Consider the following 16,555-nt stretch of genomic DNA (forward strand, 5'->3'; position numbering starts at 1 on the left):
GCGCGGCCCCGGGGGCACGCCTCTGGGCGGGCGCGACGGGCCGCAGTGCCTTATCGTGCCCGCCGACGTCCTTCGAACAGGGGCGGTGCGCCGTTCGACGGGCATGACGCTCGATGGGGTGAAAGGCTGATCAGCCATAACTCGGATGGGTCGCAGACGTTCTTGGCAGTGTGGGCGAGTGCCCGCGACGTTGTCAGGAAGGCAGTGAACCTTATGAAACGGGTGACCCGAAACAGCTTGATCGCCGCGGCCGCCGCCTCGGGCGCGCTGGCCGCGACCATGCCGGCCCACGCCGACTCCGCGGCCAACGGCACGGCGGCAGGCTCGCCCGGCGTGATCTCCGGCAACACCGTCCAGCTCCCCGTGCACGTTCCCGTGAACCTGTGCGGGAACACGCTCAACGTGGTCGGACTGCTCAATCCCGCCGCGGGCAACCGCTGTGCCGACGTGAGTACCGGGGGCGGGACCGCCGCGTCCGGCGGCGGGAGGCACGGGGGAGCCGGCACGCACGGTGGTCGTGGCACGGGCGGTGGCGGCGGCGCGTACGGCGGCGGGCACGGTCGTGGTGACACGGGCGGTGGCGCGGTCGCGCACGGTGGCGGAAAGGATTCACCGGGTGTGCTCTCGGGCAACGGCCTTCAGCTCCCGGTGGATCTCCCGGTCAACGTCAGCGGCAACTCCGTGACGGTGGTCGGCCTCGGCAACGCGTCCGCCGGGAACGAGTCCGTCAACACCTCGGGCGGCAAGCCCCGGCAGCCGCACCACCCCGCGAAGCCGAGGCCGTCCACCCCGCCCGCGGTGGCCCCGGAGCCCGGGACACGGGGACAGGTCCGGCCGCAGAGCGGGGCCGTGGCCTCCCTCGCCCATACCGGCGCGGACCAGGCGATGCCCGCACTCGCGGCGAGCGCCGCGCTGCTGTTGGGCGGTGCCGTCCTGTACCGCCGGTTCCGGCCCGCCGCGGTCCGCTGACGCGCGGCCATCACAGGACGGAGGCTCCATCGGACGGGTGACCGGTGGAGCCTCCTCCCATATGTGTTCGCCCCCGGGTACTTTCGCCCGTGTCCTCCGTCCCGGGCCCGCTGCGAGTGGTCTTCGGCTGCGTCGGGGGGAGGCTCAGGGCGCCGCGTCCAGCAGGTCGAGTGCGCTCTGCTGCCGGGCCGCGTCGGCGAGGTCCAGGGGGCCGGACCAGCGCAGACCGTACTGGTCGAGCGCGTTGCGGTCCCCGGCGTGCGCGGCGTCGGCCTGCCGGCCCAGATAGGCCGAGTACGGATGGTCGGGCAGCGCGGCGTTCAGCCGGCCGAGACCGCGGACATGGGCCCCCTTGAAGGACGGCCCGTCGGCCCCGCAGTCGCCGCTCTCGCACGGGTCCCGCAGAATCCCGCCCGTGGTGTTGAGCACCGTGGACGTGGTGGCCGCGTCGGCGATCTGGCGTGCGGTGCCGAGCGCCCCGCTGTCGCCGGTCGCGCGGTTCAGCTCGGTGAGCGCCCCGAGGAGCACACCCTGGTTGTACGACCACACGGTGCCGCCGTTGTTCCGGCAGGTCGACAGATCGACACCGTCGTTCACCAGGTGCGAGGCGTTCACCATGCCCGTCGACCGGAACCAGGACCAGTCGGCCACTGCCCGCGAGAGGTAGGCGCTGTCACCGGGCACCCGGTTGTGCAGGGCCGCGTTGAGCTGGATGTACAGCGAGTTGGAGATCGCGTTCTTGTACGTCTTCGCGGTGCTCCACCACACCCCGCCGCCGCACGTCGTGTCCCAGTACGCCGCCATGTGATCGGCGTCCGCGCGTGCGGTGCTCAGATAGCGGCTGTCGCCGGTCAGGTCGTACGCGGCCACCCAGGCGAGTCCCCACCAGCCGGTGTCGTCCAGGTAGTCGTTGCGGAACTGCCCTCCCTGTGAGCCGAGTTGACGGTCGTAGGTGCGGGCGATCGCGTACTTGTAGCTGCCCATGCCGGTCACCCGGATGTTGTCGATCAGGGCCGTGAGCGCGTTCGCGGAGTTCCACCAACCGGTCGTGGCGAAGAGCCCGGTGGAGTTGTCGTAGAACATCATCTGGGCCGTCGCGGCGGCCGTACGGCGCTCGCCCGCGTTCCAGGTCGTACGCGCCCAGGCGGTGCACGCGATGTCGGTGCGGTCCCCGGCCTTGCCGCAGGCCCGCAGCGCCCCGACACCGAGGTTGCCCCAATCGTCAACGTTGTACATGAGGGTGCGCCACCCGCGCTGACCCGTGGGCACGGAGCTGTTCCCGAGCCGGCTGCCCGAACTCCAGGTGCGGCCACCGTCGAAGGACCGGTCGAGCCACACCTCGTCGCCGGGGCTGCCGTTGTCGAGGGAGGCCCAGCCCATCGCGTCCGTGTCGTCGAAGTGCAGGGTGATGGCGCGGGAGAAGAGGGTGGTGGACACCGGGGTGCGGTCCTGCGGCGCGAGGGCGGGGTCGCGGGCGTCGCAGTACTTGTTGCAGATGGACGCGGCGGCCGGGGCGACTGCGGCCGGGGTGATGGCGGCCGGGGTGATGGGACCGCGTCCGAGACCGGGTCCGGCTTCGGCGGCGGGCGCTGGGAGTGCCAGCGCGGCGGAGAGTGCCAGGAGAACCGGAACGGTTCTGCGCAGACCGTGGGACAACGTTGTCTTCATGGTCGACCTCTGTTCGGGAGAGGGTCGGTGGGGGACCGGAGGTGGTGCGGTGGTGGGGGCCGGAGGGGACCGGCGGGAGACCGGAGGGGCTCGGTGGGGACTGAGAGCGCTCCCGGAAGTTAGTCGCGTGACGCGTTCGCGTCAATGAAGGTGTGGGTGCCGCGTGCACCCCTTCCGGGCTCGCGCGGCACGGCCGAGGCATGGCGTCGGCCGGCCCGCACAGGGCGGCGTCGGCCCGCGTCGGCCCGCGTCGGCCCGCCCGCGTGGCGCGGCGGCGGGTCGGCGTGGGCCGTGTCGGCCGCCCGTGCCGAAGTGGCCGAATCCCTTCCCGCGCGGGGCCTGTCGCTGCGATCGGCACCGAGATCGGGAAGGATGCTGCGCGTGCGACCGGCCGCCGCACCCCGCGACCCGTGAGCGGCCGGCGCACCCCGCGACCGGTCCGCGACCGGCGCGGCCCCCGACCCGTATGCATTGGAGCGCCCCCATGACCTCTCCGGGACCCGACGGCCTCGTCGTCAGTCAGGCCACGCTCGACGAGTGGACGGTGGTCGGCGGCTGGGCGGCGGACGAGGGCTGGAATCCCGGGCTCTCCGACACCGCGAGCTTCTTCACCCAGGACCCCGGGGGCTTCTTCCTCGGACGCGTCGACGGGGAGCCGGTCTCGGCCATCTCGGTGGTCAACTACGGCGCCGAATACGCCTTCCTCGGCTTCTACCTCGTGCGCCCGGATGTGCGCGGGAGGGGCTACGGCCTCGCCACCTGGCAGACGGCCCTCGCCCACGCGGGTGACCGGACCGTCGGCCTCGACGGGGTCGTCGCCCAGCAGGGCAACTACCGGAAGTCGGGCTTCGAACTCGCCTACAGGACCGTCCGGTTCACCGGCGTGGCCCCGGTGGGGGAGGAGCCGTCGGGAGCGCGGGCGGCCGAGGCGGCGGATCGCGCGGCCATCGCGGCGTACGACAGCGCGTGCTACCCCGCCGACCGGCCGGCGTTCCTGGAGTCGTGGCTGACCGCGCCGGGGCACCGCACCTTCGTCCGGTACGCCGACGACGGGCACTTGAGCGGGTACGCCGTGCTCCGTCCGGCTCGTGACTCCCTGCGGGTCGGTCCCCTGTTCGCCGACACCGCCGACGACACCCGCGCCCTGTTCGCCGCGCTGGCAGCCGAGGCCGGCGGCAGGGCGCTCGCCATCGACGTGCCCGAGACGAACGCGGCGGCCGTCGCCCTCGTCGAGAAGCTCGGTCTTACGCCCTCCTTCGAGACGGCCCGCATGTACACCGGGCCGGTCAGAACGTTCGCGGGGGCGCGGGTCCACGGGGTCACCACGCTCGAACTCGGGTAGCTCGGCTGGTTCGGCTGGTTCGGGTGGTTCGGCCGACGGTCCCGGCGGCCGGACCCCGTCAGCCGGCGGCCAGTTCCCGGGCCCGCTGAGCGGCCGCGCGCACCGAAGCGCGGTGCACGGGTCCGTGTCCGGGCAGCAGCACATCGGCGGCGAGGGCCTCGATGCGTTCGAGCGAGGCGAGCGCCCCGGCGCGCTCGGTGTCGAACATCTCGGGCAGGAGCTGCGGACCCTGTACCCGCGAGGTGGGATGGCCGCTCACCAGGGCGTCACCGGAGATCAGTACTCCGGCGTCCGGCAGGTGGTAGACGCAGTGGCCCGGCGTGTGGCCGGGGGTGTGCACCGGGACCGGGCGGCCGGGCAGGTCGAGCGGGCCCTCGTGCGGGAAGGCCTCGGGCTTCGTCATCGTCACGTCCGCCGTACCGCCGGAGCGGATGGCGTGCACCGCCCAGGGCAGCACCCCGGGGCGCCACGCCTGCCGCATGACCTGTCCGATGCTCACCTGGTGGAGGAACTCGCGGCGCGCGTGCGGAACTTCGGCCGTGTGCAGCTGGACGGGGGTCCCGTAGGTGCTGTTCAGGAACTCGGCGGAGCCGAGGTGGTCGCTGTGCGCGTGGGTGATGAGCACGGCGGTCACGGCCTCGGGTTCGTGGCCGAGGGTCTTCAGCGACGCCAGGAGTTCCGCCCGGTCACCGGGATACCCCGTGTCGATGAGCGTGACGGCGTCGCCCTCGGACAGCACCACCCAGTTCGTGTTGCTGCCGTGCACCAGATGAACTCCGGCGGCTGCCTCGACGATCGCTTCCTCGCGCATGACCATCCCGACGTTGGATAACTGCTGGTGACCACGTGGGCCCTGACAGGGCGAAAGGTACCGCGAGCCGATGTCGGGCGGCGTACGGCCGCCGCTCCTCGCCCTGTTCGTCCTCCCCGCCCCGTTCGTCCGCTTCGGTGCCGTCGGCGCCGGGTTCCGGCACGGTTGCTCCAGCGACGTCGTGAACGGGCCGCACGTTCGCCCCGGACGTGCGCGCGGTCGGTGAAGGGCAGCCCGGAGGTGAATGACCCTTTGTGGCAAGGGACTTGACTCGGCCCGGCCGAGGCGCTGCCATATGGCGAGCCGCGTTGACTTTTGTTCGACTCTGCGAACAAACCCCTCAAGGGAGAGCCGTATGTCCCCTCTTTCGAACATGCTGTGTCTGGTGCGCCTCCTCAGACGGGCGGGTGTCCATGGCGCCGTCCTGCTCCTCGCCGCCGCCGCGCTGACCGGACTCGGCCGCCCGGCCGCGCCGTTCCGGGCCGCACCGGCCGCGGTCGCCACCAGCCAGTCCCCGGTCGCCCCGGCCCCGATGGGCTGGGCGTCCTGGAACAGCTTCGCCAGCGCCATCGACTACACCACCATCAAGGCCCAGGCGGACGCCCTCGTCTCCTCCGGCATGGCCGCCGCCGGATACAAGTACGTCAACATCGACGAGGGCTGGTGGCAGGGCGCCCGCGACAGCAGCGGCAACATCAGCGTCGACACCGCCCAGTGGCCCGGCGGCATGAAGGCCATCGCCGACTACATCCACGGCAAGGGACTCAAGGCCGGTATATACACCGACGCCGGGAAGAACGGCTGCGGCTACTACTACCCGACCCCCTCCACGACCCCGGCCACCCCCGGCACCGGTCTCGAGGGCCACAACCAGCAGGACCTCCAGACCTTCCAGAACTGGGGCTTCGACTTCGTCAAGGTCGACTGGTGCGGCGGGGACGCCGAGGGCCTCGACCAGGAGACGACGTACAAGGCGATCCGCGACGCGAACACGGCCGCCACCGCGGTCACCGGACACCCGCTCGTCCTGTCGCTGTGCGAATGGGGTACGGGCAACCCGTGGAACTGGGCAGCCGGCACCGGTGACCTGTGGCGCACCAGCACCGACATCGTCTACTGGCCCGACAACCCCTCGATGACGAGCGTCCTCGCGAACTTCGACAAGTCGCTGCACCCCGCCGCCCAGCACACCGGCTTCTACAACGACCCCGACATGATGACCGTCGGCATGACGGGCCTGAGCGCCGCCCAGAACCGCACCCACATGGGACTGTGGGCCATCTCCGGCGCACCGCTGCTCGCGGGCGACGATCTCGCCGGCATGAGCTCGTCGACCGCGTCGATCCTCACCAACTCCGAGGTCATCGCGATCGACCAGGATCCGCGCGGTCTCCAGGGCGTCAAGGTCGCCGAGGACACGACGGGCCTTCAGGTCTACAGCAAGGTCCTCGCGGGCAGCGGCAAACGGGCGGTCCTGCTGCTGAACCGCACGACCACCGCCGCCAATATCACCGCCCGCTGGGCGGACATGGGCCTGACCACGGCCTCCGCATCGGTCCGCAATATATGGTCGGCCGCCAACGCCGGTTCCTACACGACGAGTTACACCACCAGCGTGCCCGCCGGCGAAGCGGTCCTGCTCACCGTCGGCGGCACCGAGGGTTCGGGGACGACGTACGAGGACACCACCTCGGCCACGACACCGGCCTTCACCGGTGTGAGCGCGGCCGCCGCCGGCACGGAGCTCGTCGACATCAGCTACGCCAACGGCGGCTCGACGGCCCGCAGGGCGACCCTCCAGGTCAACGGCCAGTACGCGCAGACCCTCGCCTTCCCGCCCACCGGGTCGTCGACCACGTACCGCACGGTGTCCGTCCTCGCCGCACTGGCCAAGGGCTCCAACACGCTGGCTTTCGCGGCCTCGGGCACCGCGCCCGACGTGGACGCCGTCACCCTCCGCGCCCTCCCCGGAACCAACGGCACCGCGATCGTCGGCACCGGCTCCGGGCGATGCCTCGACTTCTTCAAGAGCGCCATCGCCAACAACACCCAGGCCGAACTCTGGGACTGCGGAGGAGGCCAGAACCAGACGTTCACCGCCACCTCGCGCGGCGAACTCGTGGTCTACGGCAACAAGTGCCTGGACGCCTACAACAGCGGTACCGCGAACGGTACTCGGGTCGTCCTGTGGGACTGCAACGGCGGCACCAACCAGAAGTGGACCGTCAACTCCAGCGGCACCATCACCAACAAGGTCTCCGGCCTGTGTCTCGACGCGTCGGGCAACGGCACGGCGAACGGCACGTCGATCGTCCTGTGGTCGTGCAACGGGGGAACGAACCAGCAGTGGAGCCGCAACTGACCGAACCTGGCCGCGGCGGAGGCCGATCGACGCCGATGGGTGAGTGGGCGGGCCGGGGAAAACCCGGTGCGCGGCTCGCGCCCGGTTCCCTACACTCGCCACGGAATCACGCACCGCCCCTTCCGGCGCCGTGCGTGTCGTGACGAACGAGGGGAGCCGGGCCGTGCGTTACCGCACCGCTGTCGTCGTTCCCCGGTCACAGCACGAGGTGATCCTCGTGTCCTGGCGGGCCCGGTACCGGCTGCGCGGCCGGAACCGGATGCCCGCGACGACCTTCTGACCTCCGCCCGCACGGTGGCGACCGCATGCCCGGTCGCCGTGCCCGCTGCCCGCCGGAGGTCCACCACCGCCTCAACTCAGGTGTGTCGTCCGGGAATCGCGCCGACCGATTCCGGATCGTCCGAAAGGCCCTGGGCCGTGCGTACCGACCTGCACCGTCATCTCACCGACCCCGTCACCGACCCGCTCGCCGCCGTCCGCAACCTGGGCATCCTCGCCCATGTCGACGCCGGGAAGACCACAGTCACCGAACGGATCCTCTACCTCACCGGGGCCACCCACAAACGGGGCGAGGTCCATGACGGCACCACCGTCACCGACTTCGACTCCCAGGAGCGCGACCGTGGCATCACCATCTTCGCCGCGGCCGTCAGCTGCGCCTGGGACGGCCACCGGATCAACCTGATCGACACCCCGGGCCACGTCGACTTCTCCGACGAGGTGGAGCGCTCGCTCCGCGTCCTCGACGGCGCAGTCGCCGTGTTCGACGCCGTGGCGGGCGTGGAGCCGCAGAGCGAGTCGGTGTGGCGACGGGCCGACCGGCACGGCGTCCCGCGGATCGCCTTCGTCAACAAGCTGGACCGGGCCGGCGCCGACCTCGACACCGCGGTCGCGTCGATCCGGGACCGGCTGCATCCGGCGCCGCTGGTCGTCCAGTTGCCGATCGGAACGGAGGACGCCTTCACGGGCGTGGTCGATCTGCTCCGGATGCGCGCGCTGGTGTGGGCCGACGGCGCCGAGTCGGCCGAGGAGACCGCGGTGCCGCAGGACCTGCTGGAGGAGGCCCGACGGCGACGCCGGGTGCTGGAGGAGGCGGTGGCGGAACTCCACCCGGTGGCACTGGAGGAGTTCTGCGCCCGCTCCACCCTCTCGGCGCGGACCCTTTCGACGGCGCTCCGCGACCTGACCCGTACCGGCGAGGGCCTGGTGGTGCTGTGCGGCTCGGCCTACCGCAACCGGGGGATCGAACCGCTGCTGGAAGCCGTGGTGGCATATCTGCCCTCGCCGCTCGACGTGCCGGCGGTCCGCGGCACGCACGGCGGCGCGGAACAGGAACGGGCGGCGGACCCCCGAGCGCCGTTCGCGGGGCTGGTGTTCAAGGTGAACGCCACCGCGACCGGACGGATGACGTATCTGCGTGTCTACGCGGGCACGGTGGAGAAGGGACAGACGGTGCTGGACGTGGGCACGGGACGCACCGAGCGGATCGGACGGATCCTCCGCGTCCGGGCCGACCGCCACGCGGAGCTGGAGCGCGCGGTGGCCGGTGACATCGTCGCCGTGATCGGGCCGAAGTCCGCACGGGCCGGGGCGACACTGTGTGCCCCCACGGCGCCGCTCCTCCTCGAACCGCCGGTCGTCGCCGATCCGGTGGTGTCCGTGGCGGTCGAGGCGCGCCGGAGCACCGGGACCGACCGTCTGGTGTCGGCGCTGGCGCGCCTCGTCGAGGAGGACCCCTCGCTGGTCGTCCGCACCGATCCCGAGACCGGGCAGACGGTGCTTTCGGGCATGGGAGAACTGCATCTGGAGGTGGCGGTCGAGAAGATCCGGCGGGCCCACGGGCTCGATGCCGCCGTGGGGCGGCCGAGGGTGTCCTATCGGGAGACGGTGGCCCGCGGGGTGTCGGGTCTGGTGTACCGGCATGTCAAACAGGACGGCGGCGCGGGGCAGTTCGCCCATGTCGTCCTCGACGTCGAACCGCTGGGGACCGACCCCGTCGGCGCCGACGGAAGTCCGGCGGGTTTCGTGTTCCGTTCGACGGTCGTCGGCGGACGCGTACCGCAGGAGTACGTCCGTGCCGTGGAGGCCGGCTGCCGGGACGCGCTCGCCGAGGGTCCCCTCGGCGGCCACCCGGTGACCGGACTGCGCGTCACCCTCACGGACGGGGCGACCCACGCGAAGGACTCCTCGGAGATGGCGTTCCGCACGGCCGGCCGGTTCGGGCTGCGCGAGGCACTGCGCGCCAGTGCCATGGTCCTGCTGGAACCGGTGGCCGAGGTCACCGTCACCGTGCCCGAGGACGCCGTGGGCGGGGTGCTCGGCGATCTCGCGGCGCGGCGCGGCCGGGTCTCCGGCACGCTCACCCGTGTGGGTACTTCGGTGATCACGGCCACCGTTCCGCTGGCCGAACTCTTCGGCTACGCGACCCGGTTGCGCAGCCGGACCCAGGGCCGGGGCGTCTTCACGAGCCGCCCCACCGGCCTCGCACCGGCGCCCGCGCAAGGGGCACCGGCCCGGTAGCCGAGAGCGGTCCCACTCCTGACGACGGCCCCGCCCCGACGGACAACGGCGGGGCCGTCCTCCCTCTCGGCCGGCGGGGGTCGTCCTCGACCACGACGGTGGCGACCCCCGTCGCCGGCGAAAGGGCTGAGGGCTGCCGGCCGCCGGCCGTGTCCTCAACGGCGCGTGCGGGCCCGGGTCTTGCGCGGCGGGCGGACGAACTGGAGCTCCAGCGCGGCCGGTGGCGCGACCGCGCCCGGCCCTCCGGCGGCGGCCCAGGACAGCAGTTCGTCCGTGCAGTCGTCGTCCATGGCGAAGCCGATCCAGGCCGGCCGGCCGCCCGCGCGCCGCCCGTCACCCGACGGCTGCACGACGATCACGTTCGCCTGGTCGCAGGGCCCGAGACAATCCGTCGTCCGGACCACGAACCGTCCCCCGGACGCCGCGGCACCGGCCCGCAGCCGCTCCAGTTGCCAGACGTGATCACTGTCCGGGAACTTGCGCGGGTCGCCGCAGCAGCAGCCCCGGCAGACGACGAGGGTGCACGGCCGCGAACGGGCTGCGCCGATCGCCGCCGTACGGACACGTTCAGGCGGGGCCGCGGGCACGAGGTGGGGCCTTTCCTCCGGGGATCGGGCGACCCCACAGGCGATCCCTCACGAGCGGGGGTCCGGCGTGCGCGGACACGATGTCCCGGACGCCGATGATCACTGTAGGGGACACGCCCCACGCACCGGAGACCGCTCGGACTTCTCCGTGACCGGGAGCGGCTCAGGACGCTCAGCCGGCCCCGCTCGCCCCGGCCCCGCTCGCCCCGGTCCCGACGGCCCGCCGTACCTGCCCTGCGATGACGGCGTAGATCTCCCGGGCCCGGGTGTCGTCCGTGCCGTCGTAGCCGTGGTCCGCCTTCGGCACGTCCATGTGGCCGGCCAGCGCGCCCGCCCTCCGCAGCCGTTCCGCGTAGCGTTCGCCCTCCGGTCTGAGGAGGTCGAACTCCGCGGTGACGACGAGGGCGGGCGCGATGCCTTTCAGATCACCGGTGTCCGACGCGTGGGCGGGCGACACCAGCCGGTCGGAGCGCTCGCGCGGGTTCGGCACGTAGGAGGAGCGGAAGACCTCGCGCATCCAGGGACGCAGTACCGGCCGGGGGATGGGCGCCGGTTTGTCCTTGGCGCTCGTCACCAGATCGAGTGGCGGATAGTGCAGGACCTGCAGGGCGATCGCGGGTCCGCCCTCCTCCAGCGCCTGGCGGGCCACGGCGGCGGCGAGCCCGCCGCCCGCGCTCTGCCCGCCGATCGTGAGGCGGCCGCCGTCCCAGCCCTGCTCGGCGCCGTGCTCGGCGATCCACCGCACGGCCTCGAAGGCCTGCCGGGGCGGCGCGGGGAACGGGTGCTGCGGTGCGACCACGTAGTCCACGTTGACCACGACGACACCTGCCGTGGCGGCGAGGCAGCGGCACAGGGGGTCGTCCAGTTCCGTCAGCGGCAGCACGTAGCCACCCCCGTGGAAATTGACGTGCACCGGCGGTGGCGGCCCCTCGGACGTCGGCAGATACACCGTGGCACGGGCCGTTGCGACCGAAGTCGGGATCGTCAACTCTCTCGTCCGGCGCGGGAATTCCGGCAGACGGGCGTGCGAGGCGGCGGCGGAGCCGCGTCCGGCCGGCCGCCGGTCGGCGCGTACGGCGAGACGTTGCAGGGACCTGGCGGCGAGCGAGGCCACCGCCGGACGGGAGAGGATTGACATACGGGTCCGTTCGTCGGGCGCGCTCGGGCGCTATTCGAAGTCGCAGCCGGGGTTCGGGGCGTCCTCCGAGAAGGGCGCGCCGTGCGGCAGTACATAGAGCACGTCCAGGACCAGCGGCTTCCTGCCGAGGTTGCGCCCGATGTGGACGTTCGTGGGGCCGGGCGGCTCGGTGAGGGAGTCGCCGGCGTGGTAGACGCCGTCGTTCGCGCACGTCGAGTCGAAGTGACTGAGAGTGCCCTGCTCGACGTATCCGTGGAGCGGGCCGTCGTGGTAGTGCCAGCCCGTCGCCTGGCCGGGCGGGATGGTGATCTCCCGGAGGATGTAGTCCGTGCCGCCGACGGTGGTCTGCGCGATGACCTTGCCGCTGACACCGGGGCCGGGAGGAGTCGCGTGAGCGGGGGCGGCGACGAGGGCCAGGCACAGGGCGGCGGTTGCTGCCGACCCGGTGCGGAGCGAGACGCGCATCCGGTAAGTCCCTTCGGCCGAAGGTGAGTTGGCCTTCACACTGTGCTGCGTTCCGCATCCGGGCCCGGGATCCCGGAGTCGGGTGGCCGGCGCGCGCGGAGCGAGGCGGGCCGCCGTGGGCCCTGCGGACCGGGACAGCCGAGGTTCATGGTGAGGCTGTCTCTCACGCACCACAAGCGGTAGGGCCGGACGACCGGAACGCCGGCCCGGCCGACCTTGGGGACCACGTGGTCGACACGGGGCCGGTTCGGTCGGCGGTCCCGTCCGTCGACTGCGGGCCGCGTGAACGGCGCAGGCCCCGCGGGCGGCGTCAAGGCATGTCGGCAACATACCGAACAAAATTGTTGACAATCTTGTTGGTCTAGATTTACGTTCGACAGGCACTCACTCAGGGAGGGCAGCAATGCAGACGGAAGCCCGTCCAGGCACCGGCGAGCAGGCCAAGCAGCACGCGTTGGTGCAGCTGCGGCAGGCGATTCTGCGCGGAGAGATGGCACCGGCCCAGCGGCTGGTGGAGAACGAGCTCGCCGAGCAGTTCGGTGTCACCCGGGCCAGCGCCCGCGCGGCGCTGATCGAGCTGGAATCGGAGGGACTGGTCGAGCGGATCCGTAACCGCGGATCACGCGTCCGGGTGGTGACGGTGGACGAAGCGGTCGCCATCACCGAGTGCCGCATGGCGCTCGAAGGCCTCTGCGCGGCCAAGGCGGCCGTCCTGGCCACCGACGACCAGCTCGCCGAACTGGCGGACCTGGGCGCCGCCATGACCAAGGCGGTCGCCGACGGCGAACCGGTCACCTACTCCGAGCTCAACCACGAAGTACACGCCCGGATCAGGGAGTTCTCCGGCCAGCGGACGGCCGTCGGACTCCTGGAGCGGCTCAACGCCCAACTGGTGCGCCACCGGTTCCAGTTGGCGCTGCGCCCCGGTCGTGCGCAGCAGTCCCTGAGTGAACACCTGGCCATGATCGAGGCGATCGGGGCCAGGGACCCGCAGGCGGCCGAAGCGGCCGTCCGCGCTCACCTCGGCAGTGTGATCGAAGCGCTGCGCGACTGACGTGCCGCGCGGCGACGCGCGGCACTGCGGACAGCCGAGGTGGGCGCTCACCTGTCCACCAAGGAGATTGCTGCAATGACGCACGGCAACGCGCCCGCCGCCCCCGAGCCCTCGGCCCCGCCCGGGCAGGGGGGACACCCCTCACGATCGACCCTGGTCGTCACCGCGCACGCCGGGGACTTCGTGTGGCGGGCCGGGGGAGCCATCGCCCTGGCCGCTTCCCGTGGGGAGAAGGTCACCATCGCGTGCCTGACCTTCGGCGAGCGCGGCGAGTCCGCCAAGGCCTGGCGGGAGGGCAAGAAGCTCGACGAGATCAAGGCGATACGCCGCGAGGAGGCCGAGAAGGCCGCAGTCACGCTCGGCGCCGAGGTCCGCTTCTTCGACGCGGGCGACTATCCGCTGACCGCCACCGCCGAGCTCACCGACCGGCTGGTGACGGTCTACCGCGAGACCCAGCCGGACGTCGTCCTCACCCATCCGGCCGAGGACCCCTACAACGGCGACCACCCGGCCGCCAACCGCATGGCGCTGGAGGCCCGTGTCCTCGCCCAGGCCATCGGCTACCCAGGTGAGGGCGAGATCATCGGCGCCCCGCCGGTCTTCTACTTCGAGCCGCACCAGCCCGAGATGAGCGGCTTCAGGCCCGAAGTGCTCCTCGACATCACCGAGGTGTGGGAGACCAAGCGCAAGGCGATGGAATGCCTCGGCGCCCAGCAGCACCTGTGGGACTACTACACCGACCTCGCCGTACGCCGCGGAGTCCAGCTCAAGCGCAACGCCGGCCCCAACCTGGGCCTGGCCCACAAGACCATGGCCGAGGCCTACATGCGTCCCTACCCGCAGATCGCCAAGGAGCTGGCATGAGCGGCGTGATCGTCACCGGCCCGCCCAAGGCGGACGTGAAGGACGTCGAGGCGATCGCCGGATACGGCACCGCGACCGTGCACGAGGCGATGGGCCGCACGGGCCTGCTCGGCACCCGTCTGCGCCCCATCCAGCAGGGCGTCCGCGTCGCGGGCACCGCGGTCACCGTGCTGTCCTGGCCGGGGGACAACCTCATGATCCACGCCGCGGTCGAGCAGTGTGGCGAGGGCGACATCCTGGTCGTCACCACCACCTCGCCCTCCACCGACGGCATGTTCGGCGAGCTGTTCGCCACCGCACTGCACCGTCGCGGCGTGCGCGGCCTGGTCATCAACGCGGGCATCCGGGACACCGCCGAACTACGCGAAATGGGCTTTCCCGCCTGGTCCGCCGCGGTCAGTCCCCAGGGCACCGTGAAGGCGACCGGCGGTTCAGTCAATGTCCCGGTGGTCGTCGGCGGCCAGATCGTCCGGCCCGGCGACGTGATCCTCGCCGACGACGACGGCGTGGTGTGCGTGCCCCGCGAGGACTCCCGCCGTGTGGCCGAGGAGTCCGCGGCCCGTGAACGGAAGGAAGCCCTGGCCCGCGCCGCGTTTCTCGACGGCGAACTCGGCCTGGACCGCTACGGGTTGCGCGAGACCCTCGTACGCCTGGGCGTGACGTACACGCCGTACGACGAGTACGTACGGGACGGAGCCGCGCCGTGAGCGAGGCCGAGGAAGTGCGCTGCATGCTCCTGCGCGGAGGCACCTCCAAGGGCGCCTACTTCCTGGCCGGGGACCTGCCCGCCGACGCCGCCGAACGCGACGACCTGCTGCTGCGCGTGATGGGCAGCCCCGACCCGCGCCAGATCGACGGGCTGGGCGGCGCGCACCCGCTGACGAGCAAGGTGGCGGTGGTCTCGGTCTCCGCCGACCCCGCCGCGGATGTCGACTATCTGTTCCTCCAAGTCGCCGTCGAGAAGGCGGAGGTGTCGGACCGTCAGAACTGCGGCAACATCCTCGCCGGCGTCGGCCCGTTCGCCGTCGAACGCGGACTGGTCGAACCGGGGGAGGGCCGTACCTCGGTACGTATCCGCATGGTCAACTCGGGCGACCTCGCGAACGCGAGCTTCCCCACCGAGGGCGGGCGCGTGGTCTACGACGGCTCCGCCGAGATCTCCGGGGTGCCGGGGACCGCGGCGCCCGTGATGATCGAATTCCCGCAGGGGAGCGCTCCGTTGCTGCCCACCGGCCACGCCCGGGACCTCGTCGCCGACACCCCGGTGACGTGCGTGGACAACGGCATGCCGACCGTGCTGATCGCCGCGTCCGCGCTGGGCGTCACCGGGTACGAGAGTCCGGTGGACCTGGAGGCGGATCGGGCCCTGGCCGACCGGCTCCGTGGAATCCGCCTGGAGGCGGGCAAGTTGATGGGACTCGGGGACGTCGAGAACGCCACCGTGCCCAAGCTGACCCTGCTCGCCCCGCCCCGCGCCGGCGGAGCCGTCATGACCCGCACCTTCATCCCGGTGCGCTGCCACACCTCCATCGGAGTCCTCGGCGCCGCGAGCGTCGCCGCGGGGCTGCGCGTGGAGGGCGGCGTCGGGCACGCCGTGGCGCGCCCGCCCGAACGGGGCGACCGGCTGCGTATCGAACACCCCACCGGATTCCTCGACATCGAAGCCGGTGTCGAGTACGGCCCCGGGGGCGCCGCACCCGTGGCCCGGCGCACCGCCGTGGTCCGCACCGCACGCAAGATCTTCGACGGCACGGTCTTCCCCCGGCCGGCCGGAGCCGCACAACACTGAGGAGGCCCCATGGCCCCGCCGCTCGGCGACATCGCCCACCTCGGGCACGTCGAACTGCTCACCCCCGACCTGGACGCCAGCGTCCGCTTCTTCACGGACTACCTCGGCCTGACCGAGAACGGCCGCTCCGGAGACTCCGTTTATCTGCGGACCTGGGACGACTACGAACACCACAGCCTGACCCTCACCGCCCACTCCACCTCGGGCATCCGCCGCACCGCCCTGCGCGCCTCCAGCGAGGAGGCCCTCCGGCGCCGCGTCAAGGAGATCGAGAGCGCCGGCCGCGAGGGCCGCTGGGTGAACGACGAGCCCGGCCTAGGCCCGCTCTACGTCACCACCGACCCCGACGGTCACGAACTCGCCCTGTACTGGGAGAGCGAGTGGTATCAGGCGCCCGACCATCTGAAGCCCGGTCTGAAGAACCAGCCGCAGGCCAAGCCCGGCCACGGGGTCGGCGTACGGCGCCTGGACCACGTGAACTACCTGGCCTCCGACGTCGCCGCCAACGGAGACTTCGTCCGCGACGCTCTCGGGGCCCGTCCGACCGAGCAGATCCAGCTCGACAGCGGCCGGATCGCCGCCCAGTGGCTGACCTTCAGCAACAAGTCGTACGACGTCGTCTACACGGAGGACTGGACGGGTTCGAGCGGACGTCTGCACCACATCGCGTTCGCCACGGACACCCGTGAGGACATCCTGCGCGCCGCCGATCTCGCCATCGACACCGGTGTGTTCATCGAGACGGGCCCGCACAAGCACGCCATCCAGCAGACGTTCTTCCTCTACGTCTACGAACCCGGTGGCAACCGCGTCGAGTTGTGCAACCCGCTCACCCGTCTCGTCCTGGCCCCCGACTGGCCGCTCATCACGTGGACCGAGGACGAGCGGAAGAAGGGCCAGGCCTGGGGCCTGAAGACCATCGAGTCCTTCCACACCCACGGCACACCGCCCATCGGCTGACCGGCCGCCGGCGGCCTCCTGTCCCA

The 16,555-nt window shown here is 71.9% G+C and carries 15 protein-coding genes; 10 read left to right on the plus strand and 5 right to left on the minus strand.

Features of this window, described 5'->3' with window-relative positions:
• The first annotated feature begins 213 nt into the window (after nucleotides 1-213).
• Complete coding sequence (locus ACFYW8_RS04620) at nucleotides 214-969, plus strand: chaplin (protein WP_389068149.1); 756 nt, start codon at nucleotides 214-216, stop codon at nucleotides 967-969.
• Nucleotides 970-1,113: 144 nt separating this feature from the next.
• Here ACFYW8_RS04620 and ACFYW8_RS04625 read toward each other — a convergent pair whose 3' ends face one another.
• Complete coding sequence (locus tag ACFYW8_RS04625) at nucleotides 1,114-2,637, minus strand: glycoside hydrolase family 76 protein (RefSeq protein ID WP_389067804.1); 1,524 nt, start codon at nucleotides 2,635-2,637, stop codon at nucleotides 1,114-1,116.
• A gap of 484 nt (nucleotides 2,638-3,121) precedes the next feature.
• Here ACFYW8_RS04625 and ACFYW8_RS04630 point away from each other — a divergent pair, with 484 nt between their 5' ends.
• Nucleotides 3,122-3,979: a GNAT family N-acetyltransferase gene (locus tag ACFYW8_RS04630; protein WP_389067805.1), complete on the plus strand. Its 858-nt coding sequence runs from the start codon at nucleotides 3,122-3,124 to the stop codon at nucleotides 3,977-3,979.
• Nucleotides 3,980-4,037: 58 nt separating this feature from the next.
• On the opposite strand, the gene ACFYW8_RS04635 is transcribed toward ACFYW8_RS04630, so the two are convergent.
• Nucleotides 4,038-4,790: an MBL fold metallo-hydrolase gene (locus tag ACFYW8_RS04635; RefSeq protein ID WP_389067807.1), complete on the minus strand. Its 753-nt coding sequence runs from the start codon at nucleotides 4,788-4,790 to the stop codon at nucleotides 4,038-4,040.
• 373 nt (nucleotides 4,791-5,163) lie between these two features.
• Between ACFYW8_RS04635 and ACFYW8_RS04640 the strand changes: the two genes are divergently transcribed.
• The 3 genes from ACFYW8_RS04640 to fusA all read left to right on the plus strand — a co-directional run bounded on the left by ACFYW8_RS04640 (nucleotide 5,164) and on the right by fusA (nucleotide 9,672).
• Nucleotides 5,164-7,152, plus strand: a complete 1,989-nt coding sequence (locus ACFYW8_RS04640) for an RICIN domain-containing protein (RefSeq protein WP_389068152.1) — start codon at nucleotides 5,164-5,166, stop codon at nucleotides 7,150-7,152.
• A 139-nt stretch (nucleotides 7,153-7,291) separates the two neighbouring features.
• Nucleotides 7,292-7,432 carry a hypothetical protein gene (locus ACFYW8_RS04645; RefSeq protein WP_389067810.1) on the plus strand — a complete coding sequence of 47 codons (141 nt, stop codon included), beginning with the start codon at nucleotides 7,292-7,294 and terminating at the stop codon, nucleotides 7,430-7,432.
• A gap of 137 nt (nucleotides 7,433-7,569) precedes the next feature.
• Entirely contained in the window at nucleotides 7,570-9,672 is a 2,103-nt protein-coding gene (fusA, locus tag ACFYW8_RS04650) for an elongation factor G (RefSeq protein ID WP_389067812.1), read from the plus strand.
• Nucleotides 9,673-9,827: 155 nt separating this feature from the next.
• On the opposite strand, the gene ACFYW8_RS04655 is transcribed toward fusA, so the two are convergent.
• The 3 genes from ACFYW8_RS04655 to ACFYW8_RS04665 form a co-directional block, all read right to left on the minus strand.
• The gene (locus ACFYW8_RS04655) at nucleotides 9,828-10,259 is read right to left on the minus strand and encodes a (2Fe-2S) ferredoxin domain-containing protein (RefSeq protein ID WP_389067814.1); all 432 of its coding nucleotides are present in this window, start codon (nucleotides 10,257-10,259) and stop codon (nucleotides 9,828-9,830) included.
• A gap of 172 nt (nucleotides 10,260-10,431) precedes the next feature.
• On the minus strand, nucleotides 10,432-11,397 hold the full coding sequence (locus ACFYW8_RS04660; protein WP_389067817.1) for an alpha/beta hydrolase fold domain-containing protein: 966 nt from the start codon (nucleotides 11,395-11,397) through the stop codon (nucleotides 10,432-10,434).
• A gap of 30 nt (nucleotides 11,398-11,427) precedes the next feature.
• Entirely contained in the window at nucleotides 11,428-11,862 is a 435-nt protein-coding gene (locus tag ACFYW8_RS04665) for a cupin domain-containing protein (protein ID WP_389067821.1), read from the minus strand.
• Between the two features lie 403 nt (nucleotides 11,863-12,265).
• Between ACFYW8_RS04665 and ACFYW8_RS04670 the strand changes: the two genes are divergently transcribed.
• The 5 genes from ACFYW8_RS04670 to ACFYW8_RS04690 all read left to right on the plus strand — a co-directional run bounded on the left by ACFYW8_RS04670 (nucleotide 12,266) and on the right by ACFYW8_RS04690 (nucleotide 16,529).
• Nucleotides 12,266-12,916: a GntR family transcriptional regulator gene (locus tag ACFYW8_RS04670; RefSeq protein WP_365875923.1), complete on the plus strand. Its 651-nt coding sequence runs from the start codon at nucleotides 12,266-12,268 to the stop codon at nucleotides 12,914-12,916.
• 75 nt (nucleotides 12,917-12,991) lie between these two features.
• Complete coding sequence (locus tag ACFYW8_RS04675; RefSeq protein WP_389067824.1) at nucleotides 12,992-13,780, plus strand: PIG-L deacetylase family protein; 789 nt, start codon at nucleotides 12,992-12,994, stop codon at nucleotides 13,778-13,780.
• Entirely contained in the window at nucleotides 13,777-14,487 is a 711-nt protein-coding gene (locus ACFYW8_RS04680; protein WP_389067827.1) for a 4-carboxy-4-hydroxy-2-oxoadipate aldolase/oxaloacetate decarboxylase, read from the plus strand. The genes ACFYW8_RS04675 and ACFYW8_RS04680 overlap by 4 nt, the downstream gene beginning before the upstream one ends.
• Nucleotides 14,488-14,510: 23 nt before the next feature.
• The gene (locus ACFYW8_RS04685) at nucleotides 14,511-15,569 is read left to right on the plus strand and encodes a 4-oxalomesaconate tautomerase (protein ID WP_389068153.1); all 1,059 of its coding nucleotides are present in this window, start codon (nucleotides 14,511-14,513) and stop codon (nucleotides 15,567-15,569) included.
• Between the two features lie 9 nt (nucleotides 15,570-15,578).
• Nucleotides 15,579-16,529 carry a catechol 2,3-dioxygenase gene (locus ACFYW8_RS04690; protein WP_365875931.1) on the plus strand — a complete coding sequence of 317 codons (951 nt, stop codon included), beginning with the start codon at nucleotides 15,579-15,581 and terminating at the stop codon, nucleotides 16,527-16,529.
• The last annotated feature ends 26 nt before the right edge of the window (nucleotides 16,530-16,555 follow it).

Source organism: Streptomyces sp. NPDC002742 (assembly GCF_042888885.1).
Lineage (GTDB): Bacteria > Actinomycetota > Actinomycetes > Streptomycetales > Streptomycetaceae > Streptomyces.